General features: G+C 67.0%; 23 protein-coding genes and 1 tRNA gene. 14 read left to right on the forward strand and 10 right to left on the reverse strand.

The window, feature by feature from the left end; genetic code table 11:
* Nucleotides 1-15: 15 nt before the first annotated feature.
* From P4826_RS09025 to P4826_RS09040, 4 genes are all read right to left on the reverse strand, one after another.
* Nucleotides 16-543, reverse strand: a complete 528-nt coding sequence (locus P4826_RS09025; RefSeq protein ID WP_317703506.1) for a chemotaxis protein CheW — start codon at nucleotides 541-543, stop codon at nucleotides 16-18.
* A gap of 4 nt (nucleotides 544-547) precedes the next feature.
* Nucleotides 548-913 carry a response regulator gene (locus P4826_RS09030; RefSeq protein WP_317703507.1) on the reverse strand — a complete coding sequence of 122 codons (366 nt, stop codon included), beginning with the start codon at nucleotides 911-913 and terminating at the stop codon, nucleotides 548-550.
* Complete coding sequence (locus P4826_RS09035; RefSeq protein WP_317703508.1) at nucleotides 913-1,311, reverse strand: response regulator; 399 nt, start codon at nucleotides 1,309-1,311, stop codon at nucleotides 913-915. Before P4826_RS09035 ends, P4826_RS09030 begins: the two co-directional genes overlap by 1 nt.
* Nucleotides 1,312-1,378: 67 nt before the next feature.
* Nucleotides 1,379-1,531, reverse strand: coding sequence for a rubredoxin (locus P4826_RS09040; RefSeq protein ID WP_317703746.1), 153 nt, complete (start codon nucleotides 1,529-1,531; stop codon nucleotides 1,379-1,381).
* A 115-nt stretch (nucleotides 1,532-1,646) separates the two neighbouring features.
* On the opposite strand from P4826_RS09040, the gene thiD reads away from it, so the two are divergent.
* Together thiD and hemL are read left to right on the forward strand one after the other, a co-directional pair.
* Entirely contained in the window at nucleotides 1,647-2,579 is a 933-nt protein-coding gene (thiD, locus tag P4826_RS09045; RefSeq protein WP_317703509.1) for a bifunctional hydroxymethylpyrimidine kinase/phosphomethylpyrimidine kinase, read from the forward strand.
* A complete protein-coding gene (gene hemL, locus P4826_RS09050; protein WP_317703510.1) occupies nucleotides 2,563-3,867 on the forward strand; it encodes a glutamate-1-semialdehyde 2,1-aminomutase in 1,305 nt (434 codons plus the stop codon). The genes thiD and hemL overlap by 17 nt, the downstream gene beginning before the upstream one ends.
* 239 nt (nucleotides 3,868-4,106) lie before the next feature.
* On the opposite strand, the gene purH is transcribed toward hemL, so the two are convergent.
* The 3 genes from purH to dusB all read right to left on the reverse strand — a co-directional run bounded on the left by purH (nucleotide 4,107) and on the right by dusB (nucleotide 7,056).
* A complete protein-coding gene (gene purH / locus P4826_RS09055; protein ID WP_425605248.1) occupies nucleotides 4,107-5,708 on the reverse strand; it encodes a bifunctional phosphoribosylaminoimidazolecarboxamide formyltransferase/IMP cyclohydrolase in 1,602 nt (533 codons plus the stop codon).
* Nucleotides 5,709-5,786: 78 nt separating this feature from the next.
* Entirely contained in the window at nucleotides 5,787-6,020 is a 234-nt protein-coding gene (locus P4826_RS09060) for a Fis family transcriptional regulator (protein ID WP_317703511.1), read from the reverse strand.
* Complete coding sequence (dusB, locus tag P4826_RS09065) at nucleotides 6,001-7,056, reverse strand: tRNA dihydrouridine synthase DusB (protein WP_317703512.1); 1,056 nt, start codon at nucleotides 7,054-7,056, stop codon at nucleotides 6,001-6,003. The genes P4826_RS09060 and dusB overlap by 20 nt, the downstream gene beginning before the upstream one ends.
* A gap of 129 nt (nucleotides 7,057-7,185) precedes the next feature.
* Between dusB and P4826_RS09070 the strand changes: the two genes are divergently transcribed.
* Nucleotides 7,186-7,695 (forward strand): YqaA family protein, encoded by a 510-nt coding sequence (locus P4826_RS09070; RefSeq protein ID WP_317703513.1) that lies wholly within the window; start codon nucleotides 7,186-7,188, stop codon nucleotides 7,693-7,695.
* 7 nt (nucleotides 7,696-7,702) lie between these two features.
* Here P4826_RS09070 and P4826_RS09075 read toward each other — a convergent pair whose 3' ends face one another.
* Nucleotides 7,703-8,674, reverse strand: coding sequence for a LysR family transcriptional regulator (locus P4826_RS09075; protein ID WP_317703514.1), 972 nt, complete (start codon nucleotides 8,672-8,674; stop codon nucleotides 7,703-7,705).
* A 185-nt stretch (nucleotides 8,675-8,859) separates the two neighbouring features.
* Here P4826_RS09075 and P4826_RS09080 point away from each other — a divergent pair, with 185 nt between their 5' ends.
* The gene (locus P4826_RS09080; protein WP_317703515.1) at nucleotides 8,860-9,888 is read left to right on the forward strand and encodes a tripartite tricarboxylate transporter substrate-binding protein; all 1,029 of its coding nucleotides are present in this window, start codon (nucleotides 8,860-8,862) and stop codon (nucleotides 9,886-9,888) included.
* 11 nt (nucleotides 9,889-9,899) lie between these two features.
* Nucleotides 9,900-11,318, forward strand: a complete 1,419-nt coding sequence (locus P4826_RS09085; protein ID WP_317703516.1) for a M20 family metallopeptidase — start codon at nucleotides 9,900-9,902, stop codon at nucleotides 11,316-11,318.
* A 47-nt stretch (nucleotides 11,319-11,365) separates the two neighbouring features.
* Here the strand turns inward: P4826_RS09085 and rarD are convergent, their stop codons facing one another.
* Nucleotides 11,366-12,247 carry an EamA family transporter RarD gene (rarD, locus tag P4826_RS09090; RefSeq protein WP_317703517.1) on the reverse strand — a complete coding sequence of 294 codons (882 nt, stop codon included), beginning with the start codon at nucleotides 12,245-12,247 and terminating at the stop codon, nucleotides 11,366-11,368.
* Nucleotides 12,248-12,282: 35 nt separating this feature from the next.
* On the reverse strand, nucleotides 12,283-13,377 hold the full coding sequence (gene ychF, locus P4826_RS09095) for a redox-regulated ATPase YchF (RefSeq protein ID WP_317703518.1): 1,095 nt from the start codon (nucleotides 13,375-13,377) through the stop codon (nucleotides 12,283-12,285).
* Between the two features lie 144 nt (nucleotides 13,378-13,521).
* Here ychF and P4826_RS09100 point away from each other — a divergent pair, with 144 nt between their 5' ends.
* From P4826_RS09100 to miaB, 9 genes are all read left to right on the forward strand, one after another.
* Nucleotides 13,522-14,649 carry an FAD-dependent monooxygenase gene (locus P4826_RS09100; RefSeq protein WP_317703519.1) on the forward strand — a complete coding sequence of 376 codons (1,128 nt, stop codon included), beginning with the start codon at nucleotides 13,522-13,524 and terminating at the stop codon, nucleotides 14,647-14,649.
* Nucleotides 14,650-14,678: 29 nt separating this feature from the next.
* A complete protein-coding gene (locus tag P4826_RS09105; protein WP_317703520.1) occupies nucleotides 14,679-15,398 on the forward strand; it encodes a DsbC family protein in 720 nt (239 codons plus the stop codon).
* Between the two features lie 136 nt (nucleotides 15,399-15,534).
* Nucleotides 15,535-17,328, forward strand: a complete 1,794-nt coding sequence (locus tag P4826_RS09110; protein ID WP_317703521.1) for a M61 family metallopeptidase — start codon at nucleotides 15,535-15,537, stop codon at nucleotides 17,326-17,328.
* Nucleotides 17,329-17,500: 172 nt separating this feature from the next.
* Nucleotides 17,501-19,264 (forward strand): zinc-binding metallopeptidase family protein, encoded by a 1,764-nt coding sequence (locus P4826_RS09115; RefSeq protein WP_317703522.1) that lies wholly within the window; start codon nucleotides 17,501-17,503, stop codon nucleotides 19,262-19,264.
* Nucleotides 19,261-19,695, forward strand: coding sequence for a peptidase dimerization domain-containing protein (locus tag P4826_RS09120; RefSeq protein WP_317703523.1), 435 nt, complete (start codon nucleotides 19,261-19,263; stop codon nucleotides 19,693-19,695). The genes P4826_RS09115 and P4826_RS09120 overlap by 4 nt, the downstream gene beginning before the upstream one ends.
* 148 nt (nucleotides 19,696-19,843) lie before the next feature.
* Nucleotides 19,844-20,623 (forward strand): enoyl-CoA hydratase, encoded by a 780-nt coding sequence (locus tag P4826_RS09125; protein ID WP_317703524.1) that lies wholly within the window; start codon nucleotides 19,844-19,846, stop codon nucleotides 20,621-20,623.
* 37 nt (nucleotides 20,624-20,660) lie between these two features.
* Nucleotides 20,661-20,737, forward strand: a tRNA-Met gene (locus tag P4826_RS09130).
* Nucleotides 20,738-20,811: 74 nt separating this feature from the next.
* A complete protein-coding gene (locus P4826_RS09135; protein WP_317703525.1) occupies nucleotides 20,812-21,210 on the forward strand; it encodes a hypothetical protein in 399 nt (132 codons plus the stop codon).
* Between the two features lie 10 nt (nucleotides 21,211-21,220).
* Nucleotides 21,221-22,564, forward strand: a complete 1,344-nt coding sequence (miaB, locus tag P4826_RS09140; RefSeq protein ID WP_317703526.1) for a tRNA (N6-isopentenyl adenosine(37)-C2)-methylthiotransferase MiaB — start codon at nucleotides 21,221-21,223, stop codon at nucleotides 22,562-22,564.
* Nucleotides 22,565-22,573: the final 9 nt, after the last annotated feature.

Consider the following 22,573-nt stretch of genomic DNA (forward strand, 5'->3'; position numbering starts at 1 on the left):
CTGCCTCACAAAAATTCATGCGCTGATGCTGAGAAACGTCGGGTGCTGCGCCAAGGCCTGCAGGCTCAGCTCCTGCCAGCGCGTGCCCTGTGCATCGACATAGGTGTTGCCCCAATAAGCGGCGGCCTCGGCGGCCGGCGGCTCGGAGGCGACAAACGCCTGAGCGCCGCGCAGCCCCACCAGCCTGTCCACCAACAGCGCGGCATTCACCTCCAGGGCGGCGTTCAAGGCCAGCAGGCTGGATTCGAACAGCGCCTGCTCCGGGCGCGCAGGCGAGCCGCCCAACAGGCCCGCCAGATCCACCACCCCGGTGAGCGTGCCGCGCAAATTGGCCACGCCCAAAAACCACGGTTGGGTATAGGGGACGGGCTGCACGCCGGTCCAGGAAAAGATCTCGCCCGACTGCGCCAGGGGCAACAGGAAATGCTGCGCGCCAGACTCCACGGCCAGCCAGGAGGCGACGGCCACGCCCTCGGCCTTGGCGGCCTGCAGGCGCGCGGCCAGCCTGGTCTGCAGCTCCTTCAGGGCTTCGCGATTGGCCATGGTGTCAGTTCAGCGCGTCGATCTTGGCCTGCAGCTCCGCAGGATCGACCGGCTTGGTGATGTAGCCACGCGCGCCCTGGCGCATGCCCCAGACGCGGTCTGTTTCCTGGTTCTTGCTGGTGCACATGATCACCGGCACATCGGCATACAGCGGGTCGCGCGTGATGGAGCGCGTGAGCTGGAAGCCGTTCTGGCCGGGCATGACCACGTCCATCAGGATCAGATCCGGCTTGTCCTCGGCCAGGCGGCGCAAGGCCTCTTCGCCGTTTTCGGCGGTGCGCACCTGCATACCCTTTTTTTGCAGCAGGTCGGTCAGGTACAGCAACTCGGTCTTCGAGTCGTCCACGACCAGCACTTTGCGGATAGCCATCACATCACTCCTTGTTGCGCATTGGCAAATTGCTGCACGGCCAGCAGCAGCTGGTCTTTGGTGAAGGGTTTGGTGAGGTATTCCTGGCAGCCGACCATGCGCCCGCGCGCCTTGTCGAACACCCCGTCCTTGGAGGACAGCATGACCACCGGCGTATCGGAAAAGCGCGCGTTGCGCTTGATGATGGCGCAGGTCTGGTAGCCATCGAGCTTGGGCATCAGGATGTCGCAGAAGATCAGCTGGGGCTGGTAATCATTGACCTTGGACAAGGCGTCGAAGCCATCGTCGGCCAGCAACACCTCGTGACCGCCCTGCTTCAAAAAAATCTCGGCACTGCGCCGAATGGTGTTGCTGTCGTCCACCACGAGTACTCTGAAAGTGGTATCGCTTGTCGTCATAGCCAATTTCCCATTGCTCCTCTTAGGCGGTCAAAACACCAGGCCGGCCATCGCCGCGCCCGCCATCTCATATTTCGACCATCTCGAAATCCTGCTTGCCGGCCCCACATTCCGGGCATGTCCAGCTCGCCGGGATGTCCGCCCAACGGGTGCCTGGCGCTATGCCGTCCTCGGGGCAACCCTCTGCCTCGTCATAGATCCAGCCGCACACCACGCACATCCAGGTCTTCAGGTCGGTCACAGCTTAAGGGGCACTTACATAGAATGCAACGATTGTATCTAGTCATGACTGCGGGATGCTGTTTTCACGCCACCGGTTACGCTGGCACCCGACCATGAGCACGATGACTTTCACCCCCCAAGACAATCCAGCCCCCGCCGATGACGATGCCATGCTGCCCGCCATCTGCGTGCTGGCCTTCAATGCCAACGACCCCTGCGGCGCGGGCGGCCTGGCGGCCGACATCGCGGCGGTGGCCTCGGTGGGCGGGCACCCGGCACCGGTGGTGACCGGTGCCTATATCCGCGACAGCGCCGAGATCCACGACCACTGCGCCTTTGACGACGATGCCGTGGCCGACCAGGCGCGCGCCGTTCTCGAGGACATGGCCGTGCAGGCCATCAAGGTGGGTTTTGTCGGCAGCCCGGAGAACCTGAGCGCCATCGCCGAGATTGCCACCGACTATCCCGAAATCCCGGTAGTCGCCTACATGCCCGACCTGTCCTGGTGGCACGACGACCTGATAGACCAATACCAGGACGCCTTCCTGGAGTTGCTGCTGCCCCAGACCTCGGTGTTGGTGGGCAACCACAGCACGCTGTGGCGCTGGCTGCTGCCGGACTGGAGCAGCGAGCGCGCCCCCACGGCGCGCGACCTGGCCATGGCGGTCGCCGACAGCGGCGTGCCCTACCTGCTGGTGACCGGCATTCCCGCGGCCGAGCAGCATATCGAGAACACCCTCACCTCGGCCCAGACCGTGCTGGGCAGCGGGCGCTTCGAGCGCTTCGAGGCCACCTTCGTCGGCGCCGGCGACACCCTGTCGGCCACGCTGGCCGCACTGGTGGCCAGCGGCAACGACCTGGGCGAGGCCACGAGCGAGGCCCTGACCTACCTCGACGGCTGCCTGGAGCATGGCTTCAGGCCCGGCATGGGCCATGTGCTGCCCGACCGGATGTTCTGGGCCGAGCCCGATGAGGACGACAATAGTGAAGAGCCCGCGCCCACCGCGGCGGATTTTGATTTTCCACCCCATGACACACAGCACTGACCACAACCAAACCCTATTCGAACGCGCCAAGGCGCTGATCCCCGGCGGCGTGAACTCGCCCGTGCGCGCCTTTCGCGCCGTAGGCGGCACGCCGCGCTTCATCGCCCGCGCCCAAGGGCCCTACATGTGGGACGCCGACGGCAAGAAGTACATCGACTACATCGGCTCCTGGGGCCCGATGATCCTGGGCCACGGCCACCCGGCCGTGCTGGAGGCCGTGCAGAAGGCCGCCCTGGAAGGCTTCAGTTTTGGCGCCCCCACCGAGCGCGAGGTCGAACTGGCGGAAGAAATCATCCGCCATGTGCCATCGATGGAGATGATCCGCCTGGTCAGCTCGGGCACCGAAGCCGGCATGAGCGCCATCCGCCTGGCGCGCGGCGCCACCGGGCGCAGCAAAATCATCAAGTTCAACGGCTGCTACCACGGCCACGCCGATTCACTCCTGGTCAAGGCCGGCTCGGGCCTGGCCACCTTTGGCCACGCCACCAGCGCCGGCGTGCCGCCCGAGGTGGTGCAGCACACCCTGGTGCTCGAATACAACGACGTGGCCCAGCTCGAAGAGGCCTTCGCGCTGCACGGCAAGGATGTCGCCTGCGTGATCATGGAGCCGATTGCCGGCAACATGAACTTCGTGCGCGCTTCCACCGCCTTCATGCGCCGCGCACGCGAACTCTGCACGCAGAACGGCGCCCTGCTGGTCATCGACGAGGTCATGACCGGATTTCGCGTGGCCCTGGGCAGTGCGCAGGGCCTGTATGCGCAGCAGATTCCCGGCTTCAAACCCGACCTCACGGTGCTGGGCAAGGTGATTGGCGGCGGCATGCCGCTGGCGGCCTTTGGCGGGCCGCGCGCCATCATGGAGCAGCTGGCGCCGCTGGGCCCGGTGTACCAGGCGGGCACCTTGAGCGGCAACCCGGTGGCCACGGCCTGCGGCCTGGCGACGCTGCGCGAGATCGCCAAGCCCGGTTTTTACGAGGCGCTGGCCACGCGCACGCGTTCGCTCGTCGATGGGCTGGCGGGTGCTGCCAAGGCCGCCGGCGTGCCGTTTTGCGCCGACAGCCAGGGCGGCATGTTCGGCTTCTTCCTCCTCCCCGAGCTGCCGCAGAACTACCCCGAGGTGCTGAAGACCGACGGCGCCAAATTCAACCAGCTATTCCACGGCCTGCTGGACGGCGGTGTATACATCGCCCCGGCGCTGTACGAGGCCGGCTTTGTGAGCAGCGCGCACAGCGCGCAAGACATAGAAGACACCGTGGCACTGGCGCGCGAGGTGTTTGCCAAACTATAAAAATAATAGCTACTTGCGCTTGATGGATAAGCGCTGCAGCCTTATTTCATTAAAAAAGGCCCTTGCGGGCCTTTTTGCTTATTGGCTACGCAGGGCAGCAACATGCGCCATGGGCGCTGAGCGCGCGGGCAGCCGCGCAAGGGCCGCCCCGCCGCGCCGGCTGCGTCCCCCTGCCCGCATTGCAACGCAATGCGAGAGCGGGGGGAAGCGGCGCAGCCGCTCAGGGGGGTGTACCGAATTCAATGACGGAAGTGGCGCACGCCGGTGAAGACCATGGCCACGCCGCGCTCGTTCGCCGCGGCTATGACCTCCTGGTCGCGCATCGAGCCGCCCGGCTGGGCCACGCAGGTCGCGCCCGCGTCCACCACCACGTCCAGGCCGTCGCGGAAGGGGAAGAAGGCGTCGCTCGCCACCACGGTGTTCTGCAGGCTCAAACCAGCCGCCTGGGCCTTGATGCTGGCAATGCGCGCCGAATCCAGGCGCGACATCTGCCCCGCACCCACGCCCATGGTCATGCCACCCTTACAGAACACGATGGCGTTGCTCTTGACGTACTTGGCGACCTTCCAGGCGAACATCAGATCCTGCATTTCCTCCTGCGTCGGCTGCTTGAGGGTGACGACCTTGACGTCGGGCAGCTGCAGCTCGTGGTTGTCTGCCGTCTGCAGCAGCAGGCCCGAGCCGATGCGCTTGGCATCCATGGCGTTGCGGCCCTGCTCCCAGGCCGTGGCGCCGCCGGGGGCGGGAATGGCGATCTTCATCAGGCGCACATTGGCCTTGGCCTTGAAGACTTCGAGCGCCTCGGGCGTGAAGTCGGGCGCCATCAGCACCTCTACGAACTGCTGCGCAATCTTCTGCGCCGCGGCGCCATCGACGGCGCGGTTGAGCGCGATGATGCCGCCGAAGGCGCTGGTGGGGTCGGTCTGGAAGGCCTTGCTGTAGGCCTCCAGCGCGCTGGTGCCCACGGCCACGCCGCAGGGGTTGGCGTGCTTGACGATGACGCAGGCCGGAAGCTTGAAGCTCTTCACGCATTCCCAGGCTGCGTCGGCGTCGGCGATGTTGTTGTAGGACAGTTCCTTGCCCTGCAGTTGCACGCCCGTAGCGATGGAGCCGGGCGCGGGGTGCAGGTCGCGGTACCAGGCGGCGCTCTGGTGGCTGTTCTCGCCGTAGCGCAGATCCTGAACCTTGATGAAATGGCCGTTGCTCTGGCCGGGGAAGGCGCTGCGCTCGGGCACATAGGCATCGTTCAGCTTTTCTTCCTCGAACTGCACCGACGACAGGTAGTCGCTGATGGCGCCGTCGTACTGAGCGATGCGGTTGAATGCCGCCACCGACAGGGCAAAACGCAGCTTGTCGCTGAGCTTACCGTGGGCCTGCAGCTCGGCCAGCACGCCGGCGTACTGGTCGGCGGCGGTGACCACGCCCACGTCCTGCCAGTTCTTGGCGGCGCTGCGCACCATGGCCGGGCCGCCGATGTCGATATTCTCGATGGCGTCGGCCAGCGTGCAGCCGGCCTTGGCCACGGTGGCCTCGAAGGGGTAGAGGTTGACCACCAGCAGGTCTATGGTGTCAATGCCGTGCTGCTGCAAAGCCGCCATGTGCGCCGGCAGGCTGCGCCGCGCCAGCAGGCCGCCGTGTACCTTGGGGTGCAGGGTCTTGACGCGGCCGTCCAGCATCTCGGGGAACTGCGTGACCTCGGCCACCTCGGTGACGGGCAGGCCCTCCCTGGCCAGCAGCTGGGCGGTGCCGCCGGTGGACAGCAGCCTGATGCCCAGGGCATGCAGGGCACGGGCAAATTCGACGATGCCGGTTTTGTCAGAGACGGAAAGAAGTGCGTTCATGGGGATTGCAAAGGTTTGGATTGAAATTTGACTCTAGCCCTCGCCTATAAAGCGCAAGAAGCTATGGTTTTGTTAGCATCAGAGCAGCTTGTGATCCAGCAGCTTCTTGCGCAGCGTGTTGCGGTTCAGCCCCAGCCATTCGGCGGCGCGGGACTGATTGTTCTCGGCGTGGTGCATCACCACCTCCAGCAGCGGCCTTTCCACCAGGCGCACGACCATGTCGTAGACGCCGTCGGGCGCCTCGCCGCCCAGGTCGCGAAAGTAGCTTTGCAGGCTTTCGCGCACACATTCTTCAATATTGTGTTTGCTCATGCATTGATTCCCTCGTCTGCGGGCCTGCGTCGTCGCGCGCGGGCGGCAGCCGGTCCATCGAATCGCCCAGGGCGTCGAAATAATCGGCCACGGCCTGCCACTGCTCCGCGCAGTCCTCCATGGTGTTGATGCGTTGCCTGAAGGCCTCGCCGCCCGGCAGCGCGCGCACATACCAGGCAATGTGCTTGCGCGCGCTGCGCACGCCGCTGGCCACGCCGTACAGGCCGTAGTGATCCTGCAGGTGCTCCAGCAGCAGGCGCCGCACCTCGGCCACCAGGGGCGGCGCCAGCTGCTCGCCGGTGGCCAGGTAATGCGCTATCTCGCGGAAGATCCAGGGCCGGCCCTGGGCCGCACGGCCGACCATGATGGCGTCGGCGCCGGTCTGCGCCAGCACGGAGCGCGCCTTTTCGGGCGAGGTGATGTCGCCATTGGCCACCACCGGCACGCGCACCGCGGCCTTCACGGCGGCAATCGTTTCGTATTCGGCCTGGCCCTTGTACCCCTGCTCGCGCGTGCGGCCGTGCACGGTGAGCATCTGCACGCCTACGGCCTCGAACTGGCGCGCCAACTGCACGGCGTTCTTCTGCTGCTGGCACCAGCCGGTGCGCATCTTCAGCGTCACCGGCACCTGGTGCGGGGCGCAGGCGGCGACGACGGCCGCGGCGATCTCCACCGCCAGCGCCTCGTTCTGCATCAGCGCCGAGCCGGCCCATTTGTTGCACACCTTCTTGGCCGGGCAGCCCATGTTGATGTCGATGATCTGGGCCCCGCGCTCCACGTTGTAGACCGCAGCCTCGGCCATCATGGCCGCGTCGGTGCCGGCGATCTGCACGGCGATCGGGCCGGGTTCACCCTCGAGGTTGGCGCGCCGGCTGGTCTTGAGGCTGGCCCACAGGTCCCTGCGCGAGGTGACCATCTCGCTCACCGCATAGCCCGCGCCCAGCCGCTTGCACAGCTGGCGAAACGGCCTGTCCGTCACCCCCGCCATGGGGGCGACGAACAACCGATTCGCCAGGGGAATATGGCCGATATGCATGTCAGGCGTTGGGGATGGGAGCACGGGTGAGGGGCGGTATTTTACCTGCTCAAAATTTCAGCAAATGAAATGGCGGCAGGGCCGCCGCGCCCATGCCTCTACACTCCCAGCCCTGCTATGGAAGCCTGGATGCAACATCTGCTGAACCTGCTGGCGCTGCCGCAGTTCGGCCTCAGCACGGTATTCGTCGTGGCCTTTGTCTCGGCCACCCTGCTGCCCCTGGGCTCGGAACCGGCGGTGTTCGGCCTGGTCAAGCTGAACCCGGAACTGTTCTGGCCGGCCATCCTCGTGGCCACGGCCGGTAACACCCTGGGCGGTGCCGTGAGCTGGTGGATGGGCCTGGGCGCGCACCAGGCCTGGGACGCGGCCAGACGGCGCCGGCGCGCCGGCCAGCCCATCGACGCCAACGCCAAACCGCCGCGCGCGCTCACGCGCCACGAGCGCCGCGCGCGCGTCTGGCTGCGCAAATGGGGGCCCAAGACCTGCCTGCTCTCCTGGCTGCCCGTGGTGGGCGACCCGCTGTGCGCCGTGGCCGGCTGGCTGCGCATGCCGTTCTGGCCCTGCCTGATCTACATGGCCATCGGCAAGCTGGCGCGCTATACGACCATGACCGCCGGCCTGCTGTACCTGGTGCCCTGACACCCCCTCACCGCACGGCACCCGGCGCAGGCCACAGCGCCAGCATCTCGCGCAACAGCGCGGGCGTGGCCTCGCTGCGGTACGCCACACCCAGGGGCGCCAGCGCCAGGGTCTCTGGCGCCAGGGCGATGTCCAGCAGGCACACGCCGGGCGACGATCCGCCATGGTGCAGCGCCGGCAAGATGCTGCGCGGCACCACCGTCACGGCGCCGGGCTGGGACAGCAGGCCTTCGAGCACCGGCAGCGAGACGGTGGCGACCGGAAACCACTGGGCCTGGGGCAGCGCGGCCAGCACCACGCGCTCGAAAATGTCGCGCACGGCAATGCTGGAGGCTGGCAGCACCCAGCGCGCCTGTGCCAGCTGCGCCAGACGCAGCTGCCGCACCCGGGCCAGCGGGTGGGACGGCGCGGCGATGAACACCGCCTCATCGGCCAGCAGCGGCGCGAAGCTATGGCTGTCAGGCAACAGCGCGGGGCGGCGGCAGAACACCGCATCCAGCGCGCCGGCGATGAGCAGCGGCAACAGGCGCGCGCCCTCGCCCTCCTGCACGTCCACATGCACCTGCGGGTGCCGGACATAAAAGCGCGCCAGCAGCGGCCCCAGGATGACGTGCGCCGCTGCCGGAATCGAGCCCAGGCGCAGTGCGGCGCTGGCACCCAGGCGGATGGCGGCCAGCGTCTCGGCAACATCCTCCAGCTCGCTCATCACGCCGCGCGCCGCATCTGTCAGGGCCTGACCGGCGGGCGTGGCGCGCATGCCGCGCGCATGGCGCTCGAACAGGCGCAGATCCAGCACGCGCTCGAGCTCGGCCAGCGCCTGCGTGGCCGCGGACTGGCTCATGTCCAGGTGCTGCGCGGCCTTCATCAGCGAGCCGCTGTGCTGCAGCGTCACCAGCAGCTGCAGCTGGCGCAGGCGGCCATGGCGCAGCAGTCGTGAGAAGAGCACCCGGCTCTCCGGCAAGGTATTGGGTTTGTTCATTACTCTCCCTATCTATGCAGTTGTTTACCAGGGCGACGCGCATGATGCCATCGGCATTGCTTATACCTAAGGGAAAAATCGGCAACCCGGCCGGACAACTTTTGCCTACAGTGGCGCCACACACCCGGGCGGCGCCGCCCAACGCCAGGCGGTCGCCCAAGACAACCCATTCAAGGAGACAAACCATGCCCACCCTGCAAGCCAACCCGCAAGAGACCACCTATACCAGCCGCCTGGGCCTGAAGGCGGTGGCCATCGCCGTGCTGGCCGCCTGCGCCGCCCTGCCCCAGGCCTGGGCCCAGGGCGGTGACGGCTACCCGAACAAGCCCATCAAGCTCATCGTGCCCTTTGCCGCCGGCGGCTCCACCGACATCGTGGCGCGCATCGTGGCCGAGGGGCTGCGCAGCACCCTGGGCCAGGCCATCGTGGTGGACAACAAGGCCGGCGCGGGCGGCGTGATCGGCACCGAGGCCGTGGCCCAGGCCGCGCCGGACGGCTACACCGTGGGCATGGCCACGGTGAGCACCATGACCATCAACCCCTTCCTGTTCACGCGCGCCGAGGGCCTGCCGGCCAAGCTGACGCCGGTGGCGAATCTGGTCACCATACCGGCCGTCTACATGGTGCACCCCAGCCTGGGCGTGAAGACCTTTGACGCCTTCGTCGCCAAGGCCCGGGCCGAGCCCGGCAAGATCAGCGGCGCCGTGCCCGGCCTGGGCACGCTGGGCCATCTGCTGCTGGCCTCGTTCAACGACACGCTGAAGACCGAGATCCAGATCGTGCCCTACCGCGGCGCCGGCCCGGCGCTGAACGACGCGCTGGCCGGCCAGGTGCAGCTCATGCCCGACCAGCTGCCGTCCGCCATGCCGCACATCAAGAGCGGCAAGCTGATTCCTTTTGTCCAGGCCTCCGACGGCCGCTCGCCCGACCTGCCCAACGTGCCCACCTTCAAGGAGCTGGGCTATGAGGGCCTGAACCAGCTGGGCATCAGCTGGTTTGGCATCGTCGTGCCCAAGAACACGCCCGCGCCCATCGTCAAGCGCCTGCAGGAGGCGGCCGTCAAGGCCACGCATCTGCCCGAGGTGCAACAGCGCCTGAAGACCGTGGGCGCCAATGCCAGCGACATGGATCAGGGCCAGTTCCCGGCCCAGATCGCGCGCGAGTCGCAGCGCAACAAGGCGCTGCTCGAGAAGATCGGCGTGAAGCCCGAGTGAGCGAGGCAAGCATGGAACAACTGCAGGAATTCTTCACGCGCGAGACGCCGCGCATGGCCGCGCTGGCCGACCAGATCTGGTCGCTGGCCGAGCTGCGCTATGCCGAGACGGCATCGGCCCGGCTGCACATGGACGCGCTGGCCGCCTCGGGCTTTCGCGTCACGCCGGATGTGGCCGGCATTCCCACGGCCTTCATGGCCGAGTGGGGCGACTCGGGCCCGGTGATCGCCTTTCTGGGCGAGTACGACGCCCTGTCGGGGCTGAACCAGCAAAGCGGCGCCCTGGTGTGCACGCCATCCGTGGACAGCCCGGGCCTGGCGGGCCACGGCTGCGGCCACCACCTGCTGGGCACCTCGGCGCACTTTGCGGCGGTCGCGCTGCAGGCGCATCTGCTGGCCAGCGGCCAAAAGGCGCGCGTGCGCTACTACGGCTGCCCGGCCGAGGAGGGCGGCTCGGGCAAGACCTTCATGGCGCGCGCCGGCGTGTTCGACGACGTGGATGTGGCCCTGACCTGGCACCCGGGCAGCTTCACCAGCGTGTTCAGCCAGACCACGCTGGCCAACATCCAGGCCAAGTTCATCTTCCACGGCAAGGCCTCGCACGCCGCGCATTCGCCGCACCTGGGGCGCAGCGCGCTGGACGCGGTGGAGCTGATGAACGTGGGCGTGAACTACCTGCGCGAGCACATGCCGTCCGACGCGCGCGTGCACTACGCCGTGACCGACTCGGGCGGCCTGTCGCCCAACGTGGTGCAGGCGCGCGCCGAGGTGCTGTACCTGATACGCGCGGCGCAGAACCACGAGGCCGCCGAGCTGTACGAGCGCGTGCAGAACGTGGCCCGCGGCGCGGCGCTGATGACCGACTGCAAGGTGGACATCGTCTTCGACAAGGCCTGCTCCAACCTGCTGCAGAACCGCACGCTGAACCAGGTGCTGTACGCCAAGCTGCTGGCCGAGGGCGCGCTCACCGTGGACGCCGGCGAGCAGGGCCAGGCCGGGCGCTTCCAGGCCACGCTGAGCAAGAACGACCTGGATGCGGTAAGCCGGCCGCTGGCCAGCGTGCTGCGCGGTCAGGTGCCCGCCGTGTTCGAGGGCGTGGCACCCTACGACCCGGCGGTCAACGAGATCCTGTTCGGCTCCACCGACGTGGCCGACGTGAGCTGGATCACGCCCACAGTCCAGGCCTGGGTGGCCTGCTACGCCTTCGGCACGCCCATGCACTCCTGGCAGATGGTGTCGCAGGGCCAATCCGCCCTGGCCCATGCCGGCATGGTGCGCGCCGCGCGCGTGCTCACGGCCACGGCCATCGAACTGGTGAACCGGCCCGAACTCATCGCCCAGGCCCAGGCGGAGCTGCTGGAGCGCCGCCAGGGCAAGCCCTATGAGTGCCCGATACCGGGGGATGTACCCCTGCCATTCTTGCGCACCTGATTTGATAGCTGCTGCGCCCTATTGGCGGGCGCTACAGGCCATTTTGATCAATATGTGGCCTTGGCCATGCGCTGCCACCACAGGCCTTCCACCGAGTAGCACAGCAGCGCCGCCCAGATCAGACCAAAACCCACCAGCCGCGCGGGCGAGGCCGTCTCGCCCAGCAGCCACACACCCAGCAGAAACTGCAGCATGGGCGAGATGTACTGCAGCAGCCCCAGCGTGGCCAGCGGAATGCGCCGCGCGCCGGCGGCGAACAGCAGCAGCGGCACGGCCGTGATCGGCCCCACGGCCAGCAGGCTGGCCAGCAAGCCGGGGCCGGCATGCGTCCAGGCCGCCTGGCCGCCCTGCCCCGTCCAGGCCAGATAGGCGAGCGCCAGCGGCACCAGCAACGCTGTCTCTAGCGACAGACCCTCCAGCGCGCCCAGCGTGGCCGTCTTGCGCAGCAGGCCGTAGAAGCCAAAGCTCAGCGCCAACGCCAGCGCCGCCCAGGGCAGGCGCCCGGTCTGCCAGGTGAGCCAGGCCACGCCCGCCGCGGCAATGCCCACGGCCAGCCACTGGCCGGGCCGGGGCCGCTCGTGCAAAAACACCGTGCCCAGCGCCACGCTGACCAGGGGCAGCATGAAATAGCCCAGGCTGGACTCGAGCACCTGGCCATTCGTCACGGCCCAGACATAGACCAGCCAGTTGCCGGCCAGCAGCAGCGCCGAGAGCGCGAACACCCTCAGCACGCGCGGCTGGCGCACCACCTGCCGCACCCAGGCCAGCTGCCGCCGCACGACCAGCAGACCCAGCAGGAACAGCAAGGACCACAGCGTGCGGTGCGCAATGATCTCCACCGGCGACACGGCGGTGAGCAGCTGGAAATACAGCGGGAACAGCCCCCAGACCACGTAGGCCAGGCTGGCATAGACGATGCCGCGATGCATAGGGCAAAACGGGCGGTTAGGGCCGCCCGTTGAGGTTAGACGTTGAACAGGAAGTTCATCACATCGCCATCCTTGACGACATATTCCTTGCCCTCGGCGCGCATCTTGCCGGCGTCCTTGGCGCCTTGCTCGCCCTTGAACTGGATGAAGTCGTCGAAGGCGATGGTCTGGGCGCGAATGAAGCCGCGCTCGAAGTCGCCGTGGATCACGCCGGCCGCCTGGGGCGCGGTGTCGCCGACGTGGATGGTCCAGGCACGCACCTCCTTCACGCCGGCGGTGAAATAGGTCTGCAGGCCCAAGAGCTTGAAGCCGGCGCGGATCAGGCGGTTCAGGCCGGGCTCGTCCTGGCCCATCTCGGCGAGGAACATGTCGCGGTCTTCGTCGCTCATCTCGGCCATTTCGGCCTCTATTTTTGCGCAAATGGCGACCACGGGCGCGTTCTGCGCGGCCGCGTATTCCTTCAGCTTGTCCAGCAGCGGGTTGTTCTCGAAGCCGTCCTCGGCCACGTTGCCGACAAACATCGCCGGCTTGGCGGTGATCAGGCAGAACTGCTTCAAGAGCGGCGCGTCTTCCTTGCTGACCGCTATGGCGCGCGCCGGCTTGCCCTCGTTGAGCGCGGCCTGGATGGGCGTCAGCAACGACACCAGCTTGGCCGCCTCCTTGTCGTTGCCGCTCTTGGCGGCCTTGCTGTAGCGGTTCAAAGCCTTCTCCACCGTGGCCAGGTCGGCCAGACAGAGTTCGGTCTGGATGACCTCGATGTCGGAGATGGGATCGACCTTGCCCGCCACGTGGATCACGTTCGGGTCTTCAAAGCAGCGCACCACGTTGACGATGGCGTCGGTCTCGCGGATATGGGCCAGGAACTGGTTGCCCAGGCCCTCGCCCTTGCTGGCGCCGGCCACCAGGCCGGCGATGTCCACAAACTCGACGATGGCCGGCACCACGCGCTCGGGCGTGATGATGTCGGCCAGCTGGGCCAGGCGCGGATCGGGCACCTCGACCACGCCGGTGTTCGGCTCTATGGTGCAGAAGGGGTAGTTCTCGGCGGCGATGCCGGCCTTGGTGAGGGCGTTGAAGAGGGTGGACTTGCCCACATTGGGCAGGCCCACGATGCCGCATTGCAGGCTCATGGCAGGGCTTTCGTAAGGTAGCGAGACAAACCCGCCATTTTAAGAGCGCGGACAAATCCCGCGCGCCAAGGGTTTTCGCCGCCGCCACGGCCGGGCCGACCATCGCGGCGCCAGGGGCGGCGGGCGCATCCCTACAATTCGCACATGGCGCAGACTTTTGACGTATGTATCCGTGGTGCGGGCGTGGTGGGCCGCACCCTGGCTCTTTTGCTGGCGCGCGAGCGCCTGCGCGTGGCCCTGGTCACGCCACCAGCGGGCGCACCGCAGGTGGCCGATGTGCGTGCCTACGCGCTCAACGCCGCCTCGCGCGCGCTGCTCGAATCGGTGCGCGCGTGGCCCGACGAGGCACATGCCACGGCCGTGCTGCAAATGCAGGTGCAGGCCGACCAGGACGGCATGGTGCGCTTTGACGCCGCGCAGCAGGGCTGCGACGCGCTGACCTGGATCGTGGACGTGCCGGCGCTGCAGGAGCGGCTGCAAGAGGCCATCCGCTACCAGCCGCTGGTCGAGCAGGTCACCGAACCCGTGGCCGCGGCGCTGACCGTGGTCTGCGAGGGCCGCGCCAGCCGCACGCGCGCCGAGTTCGGCGTGGAGTTCGACATCACCCCCTACGCCCAGCACGCCATCGCCACGCGCCTGGCGTGCGAGCGCCCGCATGGCCAGGTGGCACGCCAGTGGTTTGCGCCCGATGGCTCCATCCTGGCGTTTTTGCCGCTGGGCGGAGCGCAGGGGAACTCCGTGGCTGTGGTCTGGTCTGTTCCACAGGAGCACGTGGCGCATTGGCTGCAGGCCGACGAGCAAGAGTTCACGCAGCATCTGCACGAGGCCAGCCGCGGCGCCCTGGGCGCGCTGCAACAAAGCGGGCCGCGCGCCAGCTGGCCGCTGCAGCAGGCGCAGGCACGCCACTGGTGCGGCGCCCTGCCCGGCCAGCCCGGCCGGGGGTGGGCGCTGGCCGGTGACGCGGCGCACAACGTGCATCCGCTGGCGGGCCAGGGCTTGAACCTGGGGCTGGGCGATGCCGGCGCGCTGGCGCGGGTGCTGCACCAGCGCGCCCCGTGGCGCGGTGTGGGCGATCTGCGCCTGCTGCGCCGCTACGAACGCGAACGCAAGGCCGCGCTGCTGCCCATGGGCATGGCCATGGATGGCCTGCAGCAACTGTTTGCCCGGCGCGAGAGCGCGCTGGCCGCGCTGCGCAACTGGGGCATGAAGGGCTTTGAGCACAGCGGCCCGCTGAAAGCCTGGGTGGCGCGCCGCGCCATGGGCACCGATTGAACAATGAGATGAAAGAACGGAACGACGCAATGAAACTTGTCCCCACCCTGCTGGGCGCCAGCGCCCTGTGCCTGGGCTTGAACGCATTGGCGCAGGACAGCACGATACGCAAGACCCTGGCCGAGCGCATTCCGCAGCTGCAGCAGATCGACGAGGTGCGCCCCACGCCCATGAAGGGGCTGTACGAGGTGCGCATAGGCACGGACCTGTTCTACACCGACGCCCAGGGCAACTACCTGATCCAGGGCGAGCTGATCGACACCAAGGCGCGGCGCAACCTGACCGAGGATCGCCTGAACAAACTCACCGCCGTGGACTTCCAGGCCCTGCCGCTGCAGGACGCCTTCACCATCGTGCATGGCAAGGGCGAGCGCAAGCTGGCGGTGTTTGAAGACCCCAACTGCGGCTACTGCAAGCGCTTCGAGAAAGACATGCAGAACGTGGACAACGTCACCGTCTACCTGTTCCTCTACCCCATCCTCAGCCCCGACTCGGCCGAGAAGTCGCGCAACATCTGGTGCGCCAAGGACCGGGCCGGCGCCTGGCAGGACTTCATGCTGCGCGACAAGACCCCGGCCGCCGCCAGCTGCGACACGGCCGCGCTGCAGCGCAACCTGGCGCTGGGACGCAAGCACAAGATCACCGGCACGCCCACGCTGATCTTTGCCGACGGTTCGCGCGTGCCCGGCGCCGTGGGTGCGCAAGAGGTGGAAAAGCGCCTGGCCGAGGCCGGCAACGGCACCAAGTAAGCGCTACCGGCAATGCGCCGGGTTTGCTATTGATACATGAGCTGTTTGCGCTTGTATTCAGGTCGCTTTCATAAGTTATTAAACTGAAAACGATGAATACCAAGCGCAAACAGCTATCTTTTTTATAGATTCCGCAATGCCCTCCGCCGCCACCGCCACAGCCGCCATCCACTACCGCATCGACCCCGCGCAAACCCATGCGCGCCTGTACCAGGTCACGCTGACCGTGGCCGCGCCGGCCGCCGGCCAGGAGCTGTCGCTGCCCGTGTGGATAGCCGGCAGCTACCTGATGCGCGAGTTCTCCAAGAACCTGCAGTCGCTGCGCGCCAGCCAGGGCGACAAGGCGGTCGCGCTCGCTCAGCTCGACAAACACCGCTGGCTGGCGCAATGCCAGAGCGGCACGCCCCTGGTGCTGACCTATGAGGTCGCCGCCTACGACAACTCGGTGCGCACCGCCTGGCTGGACGGAGCGCGCGGCTTCTTCAACGCCACCAGCCTGTGCCTGCGCGTGCTGGGCCAGGAGGATGAGGCGCATGTGCTGGAGGTGCTGCAACCACCCGCCCTGGCCCACTGGTCGCTGGCTACGGGCCTGGCGCCCGAGCAGGTCAACGCCGCCGGCTTTGGCCGCTACCGCGCGCGTGACTACGACGAGCTGGCCGACTGCCCGGTGGAAATGGGCGCGTTCTGGAGCGCCAGCTTCAGCGCCGGCGGCGTGCCACATCGCTTCATCGTCGCCGGCGCCGCGCCCTCGTTCGACGGCGCGCGGCTGGTGCGCGACGCGCAGCGCATCTGCGAAGAGGCCATCCGCTTCTGGCATGGCGAGGAGCGCCCGCCATTCGACGGCTACCTGTTCATGCTCAACGCCGTGCACGACGGCTACGGCGGCCTGGAGCACCGCAACAGCACGGCGCTGATCTGCGCCCGGCGCGACCTGCCGCGCCTGGGTCAGAGCGACAAGGAGATCCAGGCCAGCGAGGGATACACCACCCTGCTGGGCCTGATCAGCCACGAGTACTTTCACACCTGGAACGTCAAGCGCCTGCGCCCGGCCGAGTTCGCGCGCTACGACTATGCGCGCGAGAACTACACCGAGCTGCTCTGGTTCTTCGAGGGCTTCACCAGCTACTACGACGACCTGCTGCTGCGCCGCGCCGGCCTGCTGGACCACGCCGGCTACCTGAAGCTGCTGACCAAGACCATCAACCAGGTGCTGCAGACCCCCGGGCGCCGGGTGCAGTCCGTGGCCCAGGCCAGTTTTGACGCCTGGGTCAAGTACTACCGCCAGGACGAGAACACGCCCAACGCCACGGTCAGCTACTACACCAAGGGCGCGCTCGTCGCCCTGTGCCTGGATCTGGCGCTGCGCCGGGACGGCCGCACCCAGCTGGACGAGGTGATGCGCGCGCTGTGGCAACGCTGCGATGGCGGCCCCATGGCCGAGGCCGATCTGCTGGCCGTGCTGCAGCAGCTCTCGGGCCGTGACTGGGCGGGCGAGATCGCGCAATGGGTGCATGGCACCGAAGAGCTGCCGCTGGCCGAGCTGCTCGGCGCCCACGGCATCACGCTGCAGGCCGAGCCCGCGCAGACCGCCCAGCGCCTGGGCCTGCGCGTGGCAGAAAACGGCGGCATACAGGTCAAGACCGTGCTCCACGGCGGAGCGGCCGAGGCGGCGGGCTTCATGGCCGGCGACGAATGGCTGGCGCTGGAGGCCCAGGGCCAGGCCTGGCGCCTGCACCGGCTGGACGAACTGGCGCTCTATGCCGACGGCGCCACCGAGGTCACGGCCATCGTCGCCCGCGACCGGCGCCTGCTGCGCCTGCCGCTGGCCCTGCCTGCCGCCGGCCCATCGGCAGACACCGTGCGCCTGGACGTGCAGGACGCCGCCGCGGCACAGCGCTGGCTGGGCGCCGCCCAGGCGGCCACCGCATAGCGCCAGGCCACAAGCCACCGCCGCGTGGCGGCGCCAGCTGGCGCGACAGACTGCGGCAGTCATTGTAAGTTTGCACCCGCTTCATGCGGTGGCCTTGTTACGCGGGTGCCACACATCAAGCATCTCCCCGTGTCCGTTTCAATTTGAACCATGATCCAGGAGGCAGTGCACGATGAAACCCCACCATGTCCCGAGTTCCGCACCGCTGCTGGCGACCGTGTCGGCCGCCGTGCTGCTGGCCGCCTGCGGCGGCAACAGTGATGGCGACGCCGAAGCACCGCTGCCCAAGCCCACGGCCATCGTCAACGGCGTGCCCGAGATCGACCCCGCGATCGCCGAGTCGGCCAAAAAGGTCATGGCAGACAAAAAGCTGCAAGACATCGTGGCCGAGCTGAGCACCGCTGCCAGCGAGAAGGCGCGCTTCAACCAGCACATGGAACTGGTGCGCATTGCCTCGCCCTCGCGCTACGAAAGCCGCATGGCCGCCGAGGTGCACCGGCGCATGGTCAATGAATGGGGCTATCTGGCATCCGAGGTCAAGACCCGCGCCGACGGCAACCTGTCAGGCTCGGACGTGCAAATCGTCGACGGCCTGCCGGTCTACAACGCCTGCGTGGAGATCAAGGGCAGCTACTCCAGCTCGCCCAACGCCCAGTCCTACAAGGGCCAGTTCCCCAAGGTGCTGGTCGAATCGCACATCGACGTGGTCAACCCCGAGGTGCTGCCCCCCGACAGCGCCCCCTACCAGCCGATCAAGCTGCAGTCGCTGAAGGATGCCGTGGTGACCTCACCCGAGCAGCTGGCCGCCATCGGCACCGAGCTGGCGTTTGACGGCTCCGGCCGCATCATCGAAGACGCCAACTACGCGCTGGCCAGCCGCTGGTTTGCCACCGAGGCCACGGCCAAGGACGGCGGTGGCGTGCGCATCTACGTGCCGGGCTATTCGGACGCCATGGGCAACACCTCCAGCCTGTTCACGCTGGCACGCCTGTTCAAGAAGAACAACATCAAGCCGGTGTACGACCTGTGGATCTGCGGCACGGCCGGCGAAGAAGGCAAGGGCAACCTGGCCGGCATGAAGCAGCTGTTCGGCTTTGACCAGAACCTGGGGACGGGCTCCAACCCGCTCAACTTCGTGGCCAACTTTGGCTCCGAGGGCGGCGGCGCCGTCAACCTGACCGGCAGCCACCGCTTCGAGATGAAGTTCAAGGCGCCCACCCACCCCGCGGCGGGCCAGCCCAGCGCGGTCGAGGCCATGGCCGCCACCATTGCCAGGATTGCCGATGTCAAGACGCCGTCCGAGCTGCGCCCGGGCGTGGTCAAGACCACCTACACCGTGGGCCAGGCCAGCTGCAAAGCACCCGCAGCGGGCAGCGATGTGGTGCCCAGCTGCACCCTGCTGGTGGACATGCGCTCGGAGCGCACCGACACCCTCAACGAGGTGCGTGCCAGCATAGAACCCCTGTTCAAGGCCGGCCTGAATGCCGAAAACGCACGCTACGGCAAGGCCGAGAACGCCGTCGACGCCGCGACGCTGGAGCAGGTCTGGTACGGCCTGCGCCCGGCGTTCGTCAATGGTGACCAGGCCAACATCGCGCTGCAGGCGGGCTGGGTCACGGCGCAGATCGTCGACGTGGACAAGCAGGCCAAGGTGCCCACGGGCTCCAGCAGCCTGAACGACAACGTTCCGGCCAACACCGGCGTGCCCACCTACAACTGGACCCTGGCTTCTAATGCAGCCGGCGGCGGTGGCCATGCCTTCTGGGAATGGGGCACCAAGGGCGACCCCAAGCTGGAGGTGCAGCGCCTGAAGCGCGCCATGACCGCCATCCTGACCACCTCCGGCTACCACCTGTCCGACAGCACGGTGGTCGCCCCCTCGGTGGCCCCCATCGGCAAGCGCAGCCGCGAACTCAAGTACGAGGTGACACCATGACCAAGACCTTCGCAATCACCCTGTTCGCCGCCTCCTGCCTGATGGGCGGCCTGGCCCAGGCGCAAAGCACCTCCGTCCTCCTGGTCGAATTCCAGGGCCCGGGCGGGCACAGCAGCGGCAACTACGGGCGTACCAGCGCCCTGCATGCCGCCGCCCGCGCCGTGATCGAGCTACAGAAAAGCATGCCCACGGGCTCCTATTCGGTGGCCTACCTGAGCGGCGGCAATTCGGTCAACAGCATTGCCTCGGATGGCAGCTTCGCGGTCAGGCTCAGCGCCAGCGCCGGCATGACGGCGGCAGACTTCCTGGCCAAGGTCGCCTTGGCCGCGAAAAGCGGCGCCGATGCCGAGAACGCCTTCCGCAATGTCAAGCCCGGTGACCTGACGGCGGGCGCGCCGGCGGACATCCGCTACAGCGTCAAGCAACAGTAAGCGCAAGGCGCGTCTCCCATGGAGGCACGGACCCGACCCCGGGTCTGTGCCTTTGCTTTCACGGGCCGGGGACAACAGCAATTGATCTTGGCAGCTTGGTAGCTTGGTTATAGTCAACCGGTTCAACCCACCCATACCGGAGATCCCCATGGCCTACGAATGCATCACCGTCCGCACCGAGGGCGAGAAGGTCGGCGTCATCACGCTGAACCGCCCCAAGCAGCTCAACGCCCTGAACGACCAGCTCATGAACGAGCTGGGCCAGGCCCTGCAGGCCTTTGATGCCGACGAGTCCATCGGCTGCATCATCCTCACCGGCAGCGAGAAGGCCTTCGCCGCCGGCGCCGACATCGGCGCCATGGCCAAGTACAGCTTTGCCGACGCCTACAAGGGCGACTACATCACGCGCAACTGGGAGGCCATCCGCAGCATCAGGAAGCCGGTGATCGCCGCCGTCAGCGGCTTTGCCCTGGGCGGCGGTTGCGAGCTGGCCATGATGTGCGACTTCATCATCGCCGCCGACAACGCCAAGTTCGGCCAGCCCGAGATCAAGCTGGGCGTCATCCCCGGCGCGGGCGGCACGCAGCGCCTGCCGCGCGCCGTGGGCAAATCCAAGGCCATGGACATGTGCCTGACCGCCCGCATGATGGACGCCCAAGAGGCCGAACGCGCCGGCCTGGTCAGCCGCGTCGTGCCGCTGGACAAGATGATGGACGAGGCCCTGGGCGCCGCCCTGATCATCAGCGGCTTCTCGCAGATCGCCGTCATGGCCGCCAAGGAGTCAGTGAACCGCGCGTTCGAAGGCACGCTGGCCGACGGCGTGATGTTTGAGCGCCGCCTGTTCCACGCGCTGTTCGCCACACAAGACCAGAAGGAAGGCATGGACGCCTTCGTGAACAAGCGCGCGGCAAATTTCACGCACCAGTGATGGCACGCCAAATTTTCGTTCTATAATTCATGGCTTCGGTGGTATAGCTCAGTTGGTTAGAGCGCAGCATTCATAATGCTGATGTCCCAGGTTCAAGTCCCGGTACCACCACCACACAAGAAAAACCCGCAGTGCCTCAGGTGCTGTGGGTTTTTTGCATTGATAGCAACAGCCCCTGGATACACACCATGCAACGCTGCACCCTCCCCGCATTGGCCATCGCCGCCATGCTGGCCCTGCCCGTGGCCGTCCACGCGCAGCCCACGCCCGCCGGCCAGCGCCACTTTCCCGAGGCCGCGCTGCGCGGTCAGCTGACCATTCACAGCAGCGCCGAGGCGCGCCTGAACAACCAGTCAGTGCGCCTGGCGCCAGGCCTGCGCATCTTCAACACCAGCAACGCGCTGGTGTTTGCGCACAGCCTGATCAACCAGCCGCTCAAGGTGAATTACGTGATCGAGGCCAGCACCGGCATGCTGCTCACGGCCTGGATCCTGACCGAGGACGAAGCCAGGCAGCCGCGCAAGGGCAGCGACGGCGTGCAGAACAACATCCGCACCGAGTCCCACACCCCGCAAACCGCACGCTGAAGGTCGGATCATGCGCAAAAAAGTCTTCATCAAAACCTTTGGCTGCCAGATGAACGAGTACGACTCGGCCAAGATGGCCGACGTTCTGGGCGCAGCGCAGGACTATGTGGAAACCAGCAACCCCGAAGAGGCCGACCTGATCCTCTTCAACACCTGCTCGGTCCGCGAGAAGGCGCAAGAAAAAGTCTTCAGCGACCTGGGCCGCGTCAAGCACCTCAAGGAAAAAGGCGTGCTCATCGGCGTGGGCGGCTGCGTCGCCAGCCAGGAGGGCGAGGAGATCATCAAGCGCGCACCCTTCGTGGACGTGGTCTTCGGCCCGCAGACCCTTCACCGCCTGCCCGACCTGCTGAACGCGCGCCAGAAGCAACACAAACCCCAGGTGGACATCAGCTTCCCCGAGATCGAGAAGTTCGACCACCTGCCGCCCGCGCGCGTCGAGGGCGCAAGCGCCTTCGTCTCCATCATGGAGGGCTGCTCCAAATACTGCAGCTACTGCGTGGTGCCCTACACGCGCGGCGAGGAGGTCAGCCGCCCGTTCGAGGACCTGCTGGTCGAGGTCGCGGGTCTTGCCGACCAGGGCGTAAAGGAGGTCACACTCCTGGGCCAGAACGTCAACGCCTACCTGGGCAAGATGGGCGACACGCAAGACACAGCCGACTTTGCCCTGCTGCTGGAATACGTGGCCGAGATACCCGGCATAGAGCGCATCCGCTACACCACCAGCCACCCCAACGAGTTCACGCCGCGCCTGATCGAGGCCTACGCCAAAATCCCGAAGCTGGTCAGCCACCTGCACCTGCCCGTGCAGCATGGCAGCGACCGCATCCTGATGGCCATGAAGCGCGGCTACACCGCTATGGAGTACAAGAGCACGGTGAGAAAGCTCAAGGCCATACGCCCCGACATGGCCATGAGCAGCGACTTCATCGTCGGCTTTCCCGGCGAGACCGAGGAAGACTTCCAGAAAATGATGAAGCTCATTCACGACGTGCGCTTCGACAACTCCTTCAGCTTCATCTTCAGCCCCCGCCCCGGCACCCCCGCCGCCAACCTGGCCGACGACACGCCGCACGACGTGAAACTGCGCCGCCTGCAAGAACTGCAGGCCGTCATCAACCGCAACATCCTGGAAATCAGCCAGGAACGCGTGGGCACGGTGCAGCGCCTGCTGGTCGAGGGCCTCTCCAAACGCGACGGCAACGAGCTCATGGGCCGCACCGAATGCAACCGCGTGGTCAACTTCCCCGGCCACGAACGCCTGATAGGCCAACTGATAGACGTGAAGATCACCGAGGCACGCACCTACACCCTGCGCGGCGAGGTGGTGATGCAGGAGTCGGGTCAGGCACTATAAAAGACGCAG

The sequence above is a fragment of the Diaphorobacter limosus genome (assembly GCF_033100095.1).
GTDB lineage: Bacteria > Pseudomonadota > Gammaproteobacteria > Burkholderiales > Burkholderiaceae_C > Alicycliphilus > Alicycliphilus limosus.